This window comes from Saccharopolyspora antibiotica (genome assembly GCF_047200635.1).
GTDB lineage: Bacteria > Actinomycetota > Actinomycetes > Mycobacteriales > Pseudonocardiaceae > Saccharopolyspora_C.
The window spans coordinates 216086-229811 of record NZ_JBJZOI010000003.1 but is presented as its reverse complement, the minus strand read 5'-3'; the positions used below and the strand labels follow the sequence as shown (position 1 = coordinate 229811).

The 13726-nt window shown below is 73.4% G+C and carries 11 protein-coding genes; 1 reads left to right on the top strand and 10 read right to left on the bottom strand.

Annotation, left to right across the window (positions count from 1 at the left end):
- Nucleotides 1-3 precede the first annotated feature (3 nt).
- The 7 genes from ACL03H_RS03205 to ACL03H_RS03175 all read right to left on the bottom strand — a co-directional run bounded on the left by ACL03H_RS03205 (nucleotide 4) and on the right by ACL03H_RS03175 (nucleotide 8322).
- Entirely contained in the window at nucleotides 4-978 is a 975-nt protein-coding gene (locus tag ACL03H_RS03205) for an NAD-dependent epimerase/dehydratase family protein (protein WP_412809524.1), read from the bottom strand.
- On the bottom strand, nucleotides 975-2108 hold the full coding sequence (locus ACL03H_RS03200) for a glycosyltransferase (protein WP_412809523.1): 1134 nt from the start codon (nucleotides 2106-2108) through the stop codon (nucleotides 975-977). Before ACL03H_RS03200 ends, ACL03H_RS03205 begins: the two co-directional genes overlap by 4 nt.
- The gene (locus tag ACL03H_RS03195; RefSeq protein WP_412809522.1) at nucleotides 2105-3463 is read right to left on the bottom strand and encodes a sugar transferase; all 1359 of its coding nucleotides are present in this window, start codon (nucleotides 3461-3463) and stop codon (nucleotides 2105-2107) included. Before ACL03H_RS03195 ends, ACL03H_RS03200 begins: the two co-directional genes overlap by 4 nt.
- Entirely contained in the window at nucleotides 3460-4683 is a 1224-nt protein-coding gene (locus ACL03H_RS03190) for an NAD(P)-binding domain-containing protein (protein ID WP_412809521.1), read from the bottom strand. Before ACL03H_RS03190 ends, ACL03H_RS03195 begins: the two co-directional genes overlap by 4 nt.
- On the bottom strand, nucleotides 4683-6017 hold the full coding sequence (locus tag ACL03H_RS03185) for a carboxylate--amine ligase (protein ID WP_412809520.1): 1335 nt from the start codon (nucleotides 6015-6017) through the stop codon (nucleotides 4683-4685). Before ACL03H_RS03185 ends, ACL03H_RS03190 begins: the two co-directional genes overlap by 1 nt.
- A gap of 7 nt (nucleotides 6018-6024) precedes the next feature.
- On the bottom strand, nucleotides 6025-7419 hold the full coding sequence (locus ACL03H_RS03180; RefSeq protein WP_412809519.1) for a nucleotide sugar dehydrogenase: 1395 nt from the start codon (nucleotides 7417-7419) through the stop codon (nucleotides 6025-6027).
- A gap of 123 nt (nucleotides 7420-7542) precedes the next feature.
- On the bottom strand, nucleotides 7543-8322 hold the full coding sequence (locus ACL03H_RS03175) for a polysaccharide deacetylase family protein (protein ID WP_412809518.1): 780 nt from the start codon (nucleotides 8320-8322) through the stop codon (nucleotides 7543-7545).
- 188 nt (nucleotides 8323-8510) lie between these two features.
- On the opposite strand from ACL03H_RS03175, the gene ACL03H_RS03170 reads away from it, so the two are divergent.
- Nucleotides 8511-9287: a phosphatase PAP2 family protein gene (locus tag ACL03H_RS03170; protein WP_412809517.1), complete on the top strand. Its 777-nt coding sequence runs from the start codon at nucleotides 8511-8513 to the stop codon at nucleotides 9285-9287.
- 55 nt (nucleotides 9288-9342) lie between these two features.
- Here the strand turns inward: ACL03H_RS03170 and ACL03H_RS03165 are convergent, their stop codons facing one another.
- The 3 genes from ACL03H_RS03165 to ACL03H_RS03155 all read right to left on the bottom strand — a co-directional run bounded on the left by ACL03H_RS03165 (nucleotide 9343) and on the right by ACL03H_RS03155 (nucleotide 13542).
- Nucleotides 9343-10407 carry a 2-oxoacid:ferredoxin oxidoreductase subunit beta gene (locus ACL03H_RS03165; protein WP_412809516.1) on the bottom strand — a complete coding sequence of 355 codons (1065 nt, stop codon included), beginning with the start codon at nucleotides 10405-10407 and terminating at the stop codon, nucleotides 9343-9345.
- Nucleotides 10404-12341: a 2-oxoacid:acceptor oxidoreductase subunit alpha gene (locus ACL03H_RS03160; RefSeq protein WP_412809515.1), complete on the bottom strand. Its 1938-nt coding sequence runs from the start codon at nucleotides 12339-12341 to the stop codon at nucleotides 10404-10406. The genes ACL03H_RS03165 and ACL03H_RS03160 overlap by 4 nt, the downstream gene beginning before the upstream one ends.
- A 925-nt stretch (nucleotides 12342-13266) precedes the next feature.
- On the bottom strand, nucleotides 13267-13542 hold the full coding sequence (locus tag ACL03H_RS03155; RefSeq protein WP_412809514.1) for a hypothetical protein: 276 nt from the start codon (nucleotides 13540-13542) through the stop codon (nucleotides 13267-13269).
- Nucleotides 13543-13726: the final 184 nt, after the last annotated feature.

Sequence of the window (13726 nt, the reverse complement as noted above, 5' to 3'; positions counted from 1 at the left end):
GGGCTAGGCGGTCACGACCTGCGCGGTGCGCGTCTGCTCGTCGATGACCGCCCGGATGATGTCGTCGAGCGTGCGCTCGGGGCGGAAGCCGATGAGCTCCCGCGCCCGGGTGCAGTCCGGCACGCGGCGCTGCAGGTCCTCGTAACCGGCGCCGTAGGCCTCCTCGTAGGACATCTTCACGATTCCGGATCCCGAGCCGGTCAGCTCCAGCACCCGGGTGGCCAGCTCCAGGATGGAGACCTGTTCGGTGCTGCCGAGGTTGACCGCGATCCCGTTCACCTCCCGCGCCTGCGCGAGCCGCACCAGCGCGGGGACCACGTCCTGCACGTGGCAGAAGCAGCGGACCTGGCGCCCGGTGCCGAACACGGTCAGCGGCCGCTCGTGCAGGGCCTGGTTCACCAGCCTCGGGATGACCATCCCGTAGCGCCCGCTCTGGCGAGGGCCGACCGTGTTGAACAGCCGCACGATCACCGCGTCCAGTCCGAGCTCGCGGACGTAGGAGCAGGTGAGGCTCTCGTCGATCGCCTTCGCCTCGGAGTAGGTCCAGCGGGTCTTCAGCGGCGAGCCGACCAACCGGTCGTCGGACTCGGTGAGGCCGACCTTGGTGTTCTTGCCGTAGATCTCGCTGGTGGAGGCCACCAACACCCGGACCCCGTTGCGGTGCGCCGAATCGAGCACGTTCTCCGTGCCGTGCACGTTGGTGAGCAGGCTGCGCAGGGTGCGCTCCTGGATGACGAACGCGCCGACCGCGGCGGCCAGGTGGAAGACCACGTCCACTTCGGACACCAGGTCGTCGATCAGCGACGCGTCGAGGACGGTGCCCTGCACGAAGCGGAATTCGGCCGCGTGCCCGGGCAGGTTCGCCCGGCCGCCGGTGCTGAGGTCGTCCACCCCGATCACCGCGTGCCCGTCGGCCAGCAGCCGCTCCACCAGGTGCGAGCCGATGAACCCGGCGGCTCCCGTGACCAGCGCCCTCATCGCGATTTTCCGCCCTGCTCGGCCGCCAGCGGCCGGGCGGTGCGCCCGCCGCCGGTGCGCAGCCGCTCGTAGAGGTCGTCGATCCGCGCGGTCACCGCTTCGATGCCGTAGAGCTCCCGGATCGCGGGCACGTCGCCGCGCGGCCTCCGGTCGGTCACCTCGGCGGCCAGCGCCTCGCGCATCCCGTCCACGTCCCCGGGCACCTGCCGGGCCCGGTCGGTGTGCACGCCCTCCAGCGCGGGGCAGGTCGTGTAGAGCACCGGCATCCCGTTGGCCAGCGCCTCCAGCACCGACAGGCCGAAGGTCTCCTGCTTGGAGGAGGCGACGAACAGGTCCAGCGCCGACAGCATCGCCGAGACGTCGTGGCGCTCCCCGGTGAAGACCACGTGCTCGGCGACGCCGAGGTTCGCGGCCAGCGCCTCCAGGTTCTCCCGCTCGGCGCCGCCGCCGACGACGAGCAGCTTCGCGCCCTCGCCCAGCAGCGGGGCCGCGGCCTCGATGACGAGGTCGAAGCGCTTGTTCGGGTCCAGCCTGCCGAGCACGCCGACCACGTGCGCCCGCTCGTCGATGCCGTGCTCGGCGCGCACCCGCGAACGCGCGTCGGGGTCGAAGGCGACCCGGCCGAAGTCCACGCCGTTCGGGATCACGGTGATCTTCTCGGGGCGCATCCCCCAGCCGGCCAGCCGACCCGCCACCGTCTCGGACACCGCGATGGTGCGCTGCGCGAAGACGTCGGTGCCGAGGTAGAGCCCGCGCACCCCGGCGGTCATCCGCCTGCGCTCCAGATGCGTCTCGCCGATGGAGTGCTCGGTGCCGACCACCACCGGCGTGCCCGCCAGCCGCGCGGCGACCTTGCCGTACACGCACGCCCGGTACAGGTGGGTGTGCACCACGTCGTAGCCCCCGCCGCGGATCAGCGCGCGCAGCCGCAGCACGGCGCCCACCTGCGTGTTGCTGGTCATGCCGAGGTCGCGCACCCGCACCCCGTCCCCGAGGATCATGCCTGCGACGTCGCCCGGGTTGTAGAGCGAGAGCACCTCCGAGTCGTGCCGGGTGTGCTGCAGGATCGAGCGCAGTTGCAGCTCGGCCCCACCGACCCCCAGGCCGGTGATCACGTGCAGAACCTTCATTCCTGTCCTCCCCCCATCGCGGTGGCCAGCACGATGCCGACCGTCCTGGCCACGACGACGACGTCCAGCCACGGCGTCCAGTTCTCGATGTAGCGGTTGTCGAACTCGGCCCGGTCTGGGATCGAGGTGTCCCCGTGCAGGCCGTGCACCTGCGCCCACCCGGTCATCCCGCCCCGAACCCGGTGCCGGTCGCGGTAGCGCGGGATCTCGCGGGCGAAGCGCTCGGCGTAGCAGGGCCGCTCCGGGCGCGGGCCCACCACGGACATCTCGCCGCGCAGCACGTTGCCCAGCTGCGGCAGCTCGTCGAAGTGGGTACCGCGCAGCCAGCGGCCCAGCGGGGTGCTGTCCCGGCCGCGGACCGACCAGCACTGCTCGGTGCCGCCGGGCAGGGTGCGCAGCTTGACCACGGTGGCCGAGCGGCCGGGCCCGGTGACGCGGCGCTGCCGGAACAGCGCCGCCCCGCCCCCGCTGAGGCGCACCGCCGCCGCCAGCACCAGCAGCAGCGGGGCCAGCAGCACCAGCAGCACCCCGGCCAGCAGCACGTCGCAGGTCCGCTTCACCCCGGCCGCCACCGCGGTGTGCGCGAAGCGGCGCAACGGCACCAGCGGAACTCCCCAGACCTCGTCGAGCAGCCGCTGCGGCACCGCGACCCCCAGCTCGGGAGTTCCGGGCACCAGCAGCACGTCGGCGGGCAGCGGGCGGCTGGCGCGCACGATCGAGACCAGATCGGCGGCGGTCTCCCCCGGGCAGAGCAGCACGCGGGTGGCCCGGTGCCGGTCGACCAGCTCGGCGAGCTGCGCCGGTCGCCCCAGCGCGCCCGCTCCCGGAGCGCCGTCGGTGAGCAGGCCGGCGCGCAGCCCGAGCTCCGGGTGCTCCCGCGCGGCGCGGCACAGTCGCTGGGCGACCGGCCCGGAACCGACGACGAGCACCCGCTCGACCAGCAGTCCCCGCCGGTGCGCCCCGCGCAGCACCGCCGTTCCGGTGCAGCGGCCCAGCACCAGCGCCGCGGCTCCGGCGGGCGCCAGCCACCCGGCTCCCGTCCAGGGCAGCAGCAGCGCGGCGGGCACCGCGGCCGTCAACGCCAGCCAGGGGACCTGGTCCCCGAAGCGCAGGCACAGCCGCGTCCGGTGCCCGCCGCCCGCCGCCACCGAACCGAGCACGACCACCGCGTAGGGCGCGGCGAGGGCACCGGGGGCGCCCGCCGCGATCGCGGCCGCGAGCAGCGCGGCCGCGTCGACCAGCGGCCACAGCAGCACCAGCAGCGACCTCGGGACCGCGCGTTCGCCCGTCAGCGCGGGGGAACGCACGGCGCACGAGGCCGGGCCGGGGCCGGACCGCAGGTCGGCGACGCTCATCCGGCCGCCCCGGCGAGCGACCTGGTGCGCGCGCCGGACATCCGCGCGGCGACCCGCCGGACCGCGTGATCGGCGCCGTAGACGAACCGCATCACCGGGCCGTGGCTCGGTGCGACGGCCGCGCCCACGAAGAACAGCCCCGGCAGCGAGGACTCGAAGTGGCCGTCCACCCGGGGAGTCCGGCCCACCGTCCGCAGCCGGCTGCGCAGCCTGGGGTTCAGGAAGCCGAAGCGCTCCAGGTCCGGCGGGTACCCGGTGGCGCACAGGACGTGGTCCGCGGTGAACTCGCGGCCACCTCCGCCGAAGGTCCGCACCCCCAACCTGACCTGCTCGCCCACCGTCTTCGCCCAGTCGACGGTGTGCCCGACGTGCACCGGGAGCACGCCCTCCACCCGGCTGCGCAGCCACCAGGCGCCGGCCGGGCCCAGCGCGGTGCGAGCCCGGAAGATCCGCTGCCGCTCGGGCAGGCGCCGGAACAGGTCGGGGTGCTCGGAGTAGAACCACGTGGACAGGCCCGAACCGAGACCCGCCTCCGGCTCCCGCATCCGCCGCAGCAGCGGCCGGTCCGGCAGCAGCGGCCTGCCGTTCCACGCCACGTCCCTGGCGCGGGCGATCAGGCGCACGGAAGCGCCCTGCTCGTGCAGCAGCGCCGCGGACTCCAGCCCGGACTGCCCGGCGCCGATCACCAGCACCGAGGAGCCCTCGAAGCGGGCGAGGTCGGTGTGCTCCGAGCTGTGCGTGCACAGCTCGGGCGGCAGGTCGGCGAAGACCTCCGGGACCCGGCTGAAGTGCTGCACCCCGGCGGCCACCACCACCGAGCGGGCCCGCGCGGTGGTGCCGTCGGAGAGCTCCAGCTCGAACCGACCGTCGCGCTGGTCCACCTCGGTGACCAGCAGCTCCTCCACTTCGAGCCCGCGCTGCTCGCGGAACCAGTCCGCGTAGGCGGTGAACGTGTCCAGCGAGACGGGCACGCCGTAGTCCGCGTAGCCGCGTCCGGTCTCCCGGCAGAAGTTCCGCAGCGTGTGCGACCGGTCCGGATCGGACAGGTTCGACGCGAAGCCCTGCGACTTCAGGTACATGCCCCGCGGCATCCTGCTGCGCCACAGGTCCATCGGAACGCCGAACTGCCGGTAGCTCACCCCGGCCGAGCGCAGGTGCGCCGCCAGCGACAGCCCGTACGGACCGGCGCCCACGACGGCGACGTCGACGGTGTCGTTCATCAGTGACCCTCCTTGACCGCATACGGCGACCGTCGCCGCTGCCGAACTCCGGACCCCGCGACCCGCTCCGCGCGGGCTCGGTAGCGCGGGGGTTCCACGACCCGGGCGGGCCGGGGGGCGATCCGCCGCGTGAGGGCGCGCGCGCCCATCCACCCGCACATCAGCGCGAACGGCGCGAGGTCGTCGCGGGCGAACCAGGCCGTCTCCTCCACCCGCCACACCGACCGGATCCACTGGCGCAGCCCGAGTTCCCCGCGCCGCCGGTAACCGAGCGCGCCGATCGGGTCGTAGTTCTCGACCAGGAACCGGCGGCCCACCGGTGGCAGTCCCTCCGGCACCGGCTGCCCGGTGAGGTCCAGGTACGCGGCCAGCACCACGTCCACGCCCGCGGAATCCCGGAACAACCGGAACTGCGCGCCGAGCCGGGGGTTGAAGTCCAGCAGCCGGTAGCTGCCGTCCCGCCGGTCGAAGCGGAAGTCGAGGTCCGCGATGCCCCGGAAGTCCAAGCGCCGCAACAACTCGACCGCCTGGGTGCGCAACACCGTGTTCGAGGCGCACCGGCCCAGCGTGGTCAACCCGGCGTGCGCCGGGTAGGAGCGCAGCTTCACCCCGGTGAACGCGGGCCGGCAGCCGCCGGAACCCCGGTAGGCGTGCACGAACCAGTCGTTGCCGCTGCCTCCGGGCACGTACTCCTGCAGCATCAGCAGCCCCGACCGCTGCTCCTCCCACGCCTGCCCGAGCGCTCGCAGGTCCGCGCGATCGCGCAGGATCGAGGTGCTGCGCACCTTCGCGCGGCCGCCCGAGGTCCACGGCGTCGCGAGCTTGGCCACCAGCGGGAAACCGGTCTCGGCGGCGAACTCCGCGGCCTCGGCCCTGGTGCGCACCAGCTCGGCCCGCGGCGTCGGAACGCCGAGCTCGCGGCAGATGTCCTGCAGCGTGAACTTCCCGGCGACCTCGCGCGGCAGCTCCGGCGGCGGGTCCGGGAACCGGAACCAGTGCCGCAACTCCGCGCCGTGCTCGGCGAGGTGGATCGCGGCGGCGTCGTCGGTGGGGAACAGCACGGCCGGTCTGCCCAGCCGCTCCGCCAGCGTCGCCAGGCCCAGGTTGATCCGCTCCGCGTCCCCGGGATCGGGCCGCCACCACCAGCGCCCGCGCAGGTGGCGGGAGTGCGCGGCCGGAGCCAGCGGGTCCTCGTGCACCGCGTACACCGGCACGCCCGCGCGCCCGAGGCTGCGGATCAGCCCGAGCCCGCCGTGGTGCAAGACGTTCGGATCCAGCTTGAACACCACCGCGGGCGTCGCGGTGTCCATCCCGTCCTGTTCCGGAGCGCGCATCCCCGCCTCACACGACCTGCCGGTGCGGGGCCAGGTCGAACTGGAACGTCGCGTCCAGCACCTGCGGGCAGTCCCCGGCCCAGGAGTAGTCGAAACCCGGGTGCACCGTGTGCACCACGACGAGGTCCCAGTCGGCACCGCGCGGCTCCGGTTCCGCGGCCAGCCGGGTCCCGTCCGGCAGCACGAGCTCGTCGATGAGCGGATCGTGGTAGCGCACGTCCACCCCGCGCGCGGCCAGCCCCGCGATGATCGGCAGCGCCGGGGACTCCCGCAGGTCCCGCACCCCGGCCTTGTAGCTCACCCCGGCCACCAGCACTCGCGCCCCGGCCGCCGCGACGCCCGCGGCCTCCAGCAGCTGACCGGCGCGGTGCACGACCTGCTCCGGGCGCCGCTCGATGCAGCGCATCGCCTGGTCGATCATGGGCGCGGCCACTCCCCGCTCCCGCAGCTGCCACAGCAGGTAGTACGGGTCGCAGGGGATGCAGTGCCCGCCCACGCCCGGCCCGGGGAAGCTGCCGAGGAAGCCGTAGGGCTTGGTGCCCGCCGCGAGGGTGACCTCGATCGGATCCAGGGCCAGCACGCCGCAGACGTCGGCCATCTCGTTGGCCAGCGCCAGGTTCACCGCGCGGAAGATGTTCTCGTAGAGCTTCGTGAGCTCCGCGGCCTCCGGGGAGCCGACCAGGAACACGGAGTCGGTCAGGTCGCCGATCACCCGCGCCGCCCGGGCGGAGCACTCCGGGGTGACGCCGCCGACGATGCGCGGGGTGTCGCGCTGCACGTGGTCGTGGTTGCCGGGGTCGATGCGCTCCGGGCTGAACGCCACGTGCACCTGGCTGCCGACCACGAGGCCGCGCCGGTTCAGCGGTTCGACCAGCAGCTCGCGGGTGGTGCCGACGAAGGTCGTGGAGGTGAGGATGATCGTCTGTCCCGCCCTGGCGCGCGCGACCACGGTCGCGCAGGCGTCGCGCATCGCCGCCAGGTCCGGCACCCGGTCCTCGTCGACCGGAGTGGGCACGCACACCACCACGGTGTCGGCCTCCTCCAGCGCACCGGGGTCGGCCGTGAGCCGCAGCGATCCGTCGGCCAGCGCCTCCCGAAGCACCCCGCGCTCGGCCGGGGGCAGGTCCACGTCGCCGTCGGCGACCGCGCGCAGCCGGGGCGCGCTGACGTCCACGCCGACGACGCTGGAGCGCCGGGCCGCGAGCTCGCAGGCGGTCGGAAGGCCCACGTAGCCGAGACCGAGGATCACCACCGCCTCCTGGCGGGCCCTCGGGACGGGAGCGCTGAGCCCGGCCGCCTGCCGCACCGCGTCCTCCTCCGTGCGGTCCTGGTAGGCCACGAGCCGGTCGGACAGCAGCCGTTCCCGGCCGTTGACCGCCAGCGCGAGGTGGTGCTGGGTCACGTTTCCTCCCCCGGTAGCGCCTTCCCTGCGGTGGCCGCGCTCCGCCGCGCGGGCCGTGTCGTCGCGGGAACCAGAGTCGCAGCGCAGCGGGGGTGGACTGCTCCTCCAACGGCGGTAGCGCCCCTACCGAAACCGCAGGAATCGCGGTCCGGGGATCTCGGCCGCGCGGGTCGCGGTCAGGCCGTGCCGGACGCGCTTGGCGTCCAGCCGCAGCGTGCCGTCGCGGTCGCCGACGTAGGTGCGCGGCAGCGCGTGCGGGCCGGACAGCGGGGAGCGCCAGATCGCGCAGCCGTAGCCGTACCCGGCCTCGCGGACCGCGGCCACGACCGCCGGATCGACGGCTCCGTAGGGGTAGCAGAACCCGTCGACCGGTTGCCCGGACAGCGATTGCAGCAGCGGGCGGCTCTTGCCCACCTCGGCCGCCAGCTCCGCCGTTCCGAGCTCGGTGAGCCTGCGGTGCCGGACGCTGTGCGAGCCGATCTCCATGCCGCCGGCGGCGACCCGGGCGACCTCGTGCTCGGTCATGAGCGGTTTGCGCGGCCCGGCCGGATCCCAGTCGTTCTGCCCGCCGAGCATCCCGGCGATGACGAACACCGTCGCCGTCCAGCCGAACCGGCGCAGCAGCGGGAACACCGTGTCGGCGAAGTCGGCGTAGCCGTCGTCGAACGTCAACCCCACCAGGCCTCGGCCGCGCCCGGCGCGGCGGGCGGCGATCAGGTCCCGCATCGACACCCCGACCTGGCCGCGCGACCGCAACCACCGCAGCTGCCGCTCGAAGCGGGACGGGTCCACCGTCACCAGGTACGGGTCGTCGGTGTACTCGGACACCGAGTGGTACATCAGCACGTACGGATGCGACTGCGGCACCCGCTGCCGGGTCGGCCGCTGCTCTGTCCGGGTCATCGCCGTCCCGCCCTCCTGGTCACGCCCTCCGGCGGACCGTCGCACGCCGGGTCGCCCCCCCGGACCGTGCGCGCGGGTGAGCACCGCTACCCCCGATGCGGGAGGCCGCGCGCCGGGTGAGCGGCCCGCCCGTTTCGCGCGGATCGGTAGGATCGGTCGGATCCACGCCCCCACCTAGGAGTTGAGCAGTGGCCGCGGTCTCCCACCAGGAACCACCGGAGCAGGACGGACGGCCGACGGACGGCGGAGAACCGGAACCGGCGGGATTGCGCGAGCTCGTGGCCGCCTATCCCTGGCTGCCGGTGGCGTTCGGGTTGCTGCTGAGCGCGCTCGGCGTCTGGGCCTTCGCCGAGCTGGCCGAGGAGGTCTACCGGGGCGGTCCGGTGATCCGGGTCGACGAGCACCTGCTGCGCGTCTCGCTGGAGCTGCGGTCCGGGGCGCTGGTGGGGGCGCTGTCGGTGCTGACCTGGCTGGGAGATGTGCTGGTGGTGCTGCCGGTGAGCCTGGTGCTGGGCGTGCTCATCGGCGTGCTGCGGCATCGCTGGGGGCCGCTGCTGCTGCTCGCGCTGTCCTCGGCGGGCACCGGTCTCGCGGTGTACCTGTTCAAGATCATGATCGCTCGGCCGCGTCCGCGGGTGGTGGACGCGCTCGTGCTCGAGGACGGCTTCGGCTTCCCCTCGGGGCATTCCGCGCACGCCGCCGCGCTGTACCTGATGCTCGGCGCGTTCGGGCTCCGGCTGCTGAGCACCCGGTGGGCGCGCACCGCCGCCGTGACGGCGGCGGTGCTGGCCGTGGTCCTCACCGGGTTCAGCCGGGTGATGCTGGGGGTGCACTCCCCCACCGACGTGCTCGCGGGCTGGACGCTCGGCGCCTCCTGGTCGGTGCTGCTGCTGAGCCTCTGGCTCTCCGGCGAGCACCTCCCGCGCGTGATCAACACCCTGGTCGCCCGCAAGCGGCCCGGCTGATCGGCGCGAGCGCCGCTCACGTCCGGTCGCCGGTGCCGAGCCGCGGCGGGAACGGTCAGATCGTCCAGGTGTCGTGACCGGCCAGCAGGGCTTGCAGGTCGGGCGGGTTGACCTCGGCGGCCCGGGTGGTCTGCGCGCGGGCCGCGTCGTCGTAGGTCGGGCGGGACACCGAGCGGAACACCCCGGTCACCGTGGGATCCAGGCTCACCCCGCCGAGCCGCGAGAGCGCGTAGGCGAAGGAGCTGTCCACCCGCTCGGCGTCGTGCACCACGATCCGCGAGGAGTCCACCGAGCCGAGCTCGGCGATCTCCAGCTCGCCCTCCGCCCCGCGCACGACCGCCTGCTGCGCGTCCTCCGGCCCGAACACGATCGGCTTGCCGTGCCGCAGCGGGATGATCCGGCGCTGCTTCTCCTCGGCGTCCTTGAGCACGTCGAACGCGCCGTCGTTGAAGATCGGGCAGTTCTGGTAGATCTCCACCAGCGCGCTGCCCCGGTGCTCGGCGGCGGCCCGCAGGGTCTCGGTCACGTGCGCCCGGTCGGAGTCGAGGGTGCGGGCCACGAAGCTCGCCTCCGCGCCCAGCGCGAGCGACACCGGGTTGAACGGGGTGTCCAGCGAGCCGGCCGGGGTCGACTTGGTGACCTTGCCGACCTCGGAGGTCGGCGAGTACTGGCCCTTGGTGAGACCGTAGATCCGGTTGTTGAACAGCAGGATCTTCAAGTTCACGTTGCGCCGCAGCGCGTGGATCAGGTGGTTGCCGCCGATCGACAGCGCGTCCCCGTCCCCGGTGACCACCCACACCGACAGGTCCGACCGCTGGGTGGCCAGGCCGGTGGCGATGGCCGGGGCTCGGCCGTGGATGGAGTGCATCCCGTAGGTGTTCATGTAGTACGGGAACCGGCTGGAGCAGCCGATGCCGGAGATGAACACGATGTTCTCCCGGCGCAGCCCGAGCGTCGGCAGGAAGCTCTGGACCGCGTTGAGCACGATGTAGTCCCCGCACCCGGGGCACCAGCGCACCTCCTGGTCGGACTTGTAGTCCTTCGCGGTCTGCTTCTGGTCGCTGGTGGGCACGCCGTGCAGGCCGCCCACCTCCGGCAGTCCGAGGTCCGTGGTCGTCACGCCGACACTCCTTGCACCACATCGGTGAGCACGTTCTGGAGTTCTTCCGCCTGGAAGGGCAGCCCCGCCACCTTCGTGTGGCTGCGCACGTCCACGAGGTAGCGCGCCCGCAGCAGCATCGCCAGCTGCCCCAGGTTCATCTCCGGCACGATCACCTCGTCGTACCGCCGCAGCACCTCGCCGAGGTTCCCCGGCATCGGGTTGAGGTTGCGCAGGTGCGCCTGCGCGATCGGGAGGCCCTGCCCGCGCACCCGGCGGCAGGCGGCGCCGATCGGGCCGTAGGACGAACCCCAGCCCAGTGCCAGCACCCGCGCGTTCCCGGACGGGTCGTCGACCTCCAGGTCGGGGACCTCGACGCCGTCGACCTTGGCCTGGCGCAGCCGAACCATCGCGTCGTGGTTGGCCGGGTCGTAGGAGATGCCGCCGGAGCCGTCCGCCTTCTCCAACCCGCCGATCCGGTGCTCGGTGCCCGGGGTCCCCGGCACCGCCCAGTCCCGGGCGAGGGTCTCCGGATCCCGCACGTACGGCCAGAACTCGCCGGAGCCGTCGGGCGCGTTGGGTTCGGTGGCGAAGGTGGTCCGCAGGTCCGGCAGCCGCGTGACGTCCGGGATCAGCCACGGCTCGGAACCGTTGGCGATGGCGCCGTCCGAGAGCAGCAGCACCGGGGTGCGGTAGCGCAGCGCGATCCGCGCCGCCTCCAGCGCCACGTCGAAGCAGTCCGCCGGGGAGCGCGGCGCGAGCACCGGGACCGGGGACTCGCCGTTGCGCCCGTGCAGGGCCTGCAGCAGGTCGGCCTGCTCGGTCTTGGTGGGCAGGCCGGTGGACGGGCCGCCGCGCTGGATGTCGCAGATCAGCAGCGGCAGCTCCAGGGTCACCGCCAGCCCGATCGTCTCCGACTTCAGCGCCAGCCCCGGACCGGAGGTCGTGGTGACGCCCAGCGAGCCGCCGAACGCGGCGCCGAGGGCCGCGCCGACCCCGGCGATCTCGTCCTCCGCCTGGAAGGTGGTGACGCCGAAGTTCTTGTGCTTGGCCAGCTCGTGCAGCACGTCGGAGGCCGGGGTGATCGGGTAGGTGCCCAGGAACATCGGCAGCCCGCTGCGGCGGGCCGCGGCGACCAGGCCGTAGGCCAGCGCGACGTTGCCGGTGATCTGGCGGTAGGTGCCCTTCGGCAGCGTGGCGGGGGCGACCTCGTAGGTCACCGCGAACGCCTCGGTGGTCTCGCCGTAGTTCCAGCCCGCGCGGAAGGCCAGCACGTTGGCCTCGGCGATCTCGGGCTTCTTGGCGAACTTCTCGCGCAGGAACCGCTCGGTGCCCTCGGTGGGGCGGTGGTACATCCAGGACAGCAGGCCGAGCGCGAACATGTTCTTCGCGCGCTCGGCGTCCTTGCGCCCGACGCCCGCGGGTTCGGCCGCGGCCCTGGTCAGCTCGGCCATCGGGACGCGGTGCACCGCGTACGGGTCGAGTTCGCCGGTGTGCAGCGGATCGGCCGCGTAGCCGACCTTGGTCAGGTTGCGCTTGGTGAACTCGTCGGTGTTGACGATGAGCGTTCCGCCGTGCGGAAGGTCCGCGAGGTTCGCCTTCAACGCCGCCGGGTTCATCACGACCAGCACGTCCGGCCGGTCGCCGGGAGTGAGGATGTCGTAGTCGGCGAAGTGCAGCTGGAAGCTCGACACTCCCGGCAGGGTGCCGGCGGGGGCGCGGATCTCGGCCGGGAAGTTCGGCAGCGTCGCGAGGTCGTTGCCGAAGGCCGCGGCCTCCGAGGTGAAGCGGTCCCCGGTGAGCTGCATCCCGTCGCCGGAGTCACCGGCGAAGCGGATCACCACGCGGTTGAGCTTGCGCGGTTCGCCGCCCGAGCCGACGCCGTGGCCCGGGCCGCCCCCGCGCGAGGTGGCCGTCCCGGTCTCCGGCGGCTGGTGCCCGTTCGTAGTCGCCAATGGACCCGTTCCCCTTTCAGCTCGCGGGCGTCCGCGAGCCCGTGCTCAGCCCTGTGACGCACGATACAGCTCGCTGCGGCGTTCCTACGCCGAGCGCCAACACGTCTCAAGGGGCGGACGGACACCGGGGCTCGGGCAACACCCATTTTCGCGACATTCCCGGAGCGTTCCGGCCCGGCGTTCGCCTACTGCCGCGTAAAGCAACGGCCCCCGGGACCGAGAACGGGACGCGGGCGGGCCGACGGGCAGCGGCCTCGCTTTCCCGGCTCCGTTTCCCCGTCGCGGGCGAATCGCCCGGCCCGATCGCCGCGGAGTCACCGGACCGACACCAGGAGTGATCGCGGGAGCCAGTTCGAGCCTACCCCGCAGCGGCCTCGCGGGCGCCCGCCCGGCGGAGCAGGCGGCATTCGCCCGAACGACCGCACCGGAGCGCGTCCGACCTGCTCGGACCTCGCGCACGACCGTCCGGTCCGGACGCCGGGAAGACCCCGACCGGAATGCGCGGTCGCATCCCGGCGCCAGACCCACCGGCACTTCCGCGGCCGCGATTCCCGACACCCCCACCGGCTCACCGGAATTCGCCCTCCGGGTCCATCCGGGATCCGCCGCGGAGCCGCGGAACGACAATTCCGGGCGGCCCGGGAATCAGATCACCCAACCCGGAAAGCACTTTCCGAACAACACCACCAGGACCACCGGGGCAACATCCGAACCCGGCCGATCAATCCAGCGAGGAGGGCGCCGCGAATTCATCAAATTCGATCATGTGATTTCCATCATATTAGTTCGCGCGCGCATTCGGGAGTCGCTCGCGCTGGGCCGAACGAGCGAGACCGGGCGGCCATCCCGCCCGGAAAACGCGGACGACCCGGCCCACCCCCTCGGCCGGGTCGTCCCGCGCGCGTCGCTGGTCCTGGCCGTCCGGTCAGGCGCCGGGCAGGCCGAGCAGGGCCGCGACGCAGGTCGTCAGGTCCCCGGCGCGGTCCCACAACACGTCGCCGGGGTCCGCCGCGGCCGCGCGCAGGAATCGCGCCGCGCGGCAATCGTGCTGGTCGAAGATCCAGAGCACGTCCAGGCACGCCGCGGTCTCGCGCCAGCCGACCAGGCCGCCGATCTCCCCGTCGTCGTCCGCGAACGCCCGGAAGCTCCACCCGGCCGCGCGCAGGTCGTGCAGCCCCGCCAGTTCCGGGTAGGCCCGCACGGCGGAGTCCGCGACACCTCCTCCTCCCGTCTCCTCCGCCGCTCCGCCCGGGCGGGAATGGAGGAATGCGCGCCGATTCTCAGCTGCTGATCGCATACGCTGACAGTGGCCCGGAATCGGATAGCGGAGTGCCACACAATCGCCACAGCCGAGGGCTTCTGATTGCCCGGAGGTGGACCCGTGC

Coding starts and splice junctions, on each gene's coding strand:
- ACL03H_RS03205 (WP_412809524.1), bottom strand. CDS start 978: ATGAGGGCGCTGGTCACGGGAGCCGCCGGGTTCATCGGCTCGCACCTG.
- ACL03H_RS03175 (WP_412809518.1), bottom strand. CDS start 8,322: ATGACCCGGACAGAGCAGCGGCCGACCCGGCAGCGGGTGCCGCAGTCG.
- ACL03H_RS03185 (WP_412809520.1), bottom strand. CDS start 6,017: ATGCGCGCTCCGGAACAGGACGGGATGGACACCGCGACGCCCGCGGTG.
- ACL03H_RS03200 (WP_412809523.1), bottom strand. CDS start 2,108: ATGAAGGTTCTGCACGTGATCACCGGCCTGGGGGTCGGTGGGGCCGAG.
- ACL03H_RS03190 (WP_412809521.1), bottom strand. CDS start 4,683: ATGAACGACACCGTCGACGTCGCCGTCGTGGGCGCCGGTCCGTACGGG.
- ACL03H_RS03195 (WP_412809522.1), bottom strand. CDS start 3,463: ATGAGCGTCGCCGACCTGCGGTCCGGCCCCGGCCCGGCCTCGTGCGCC.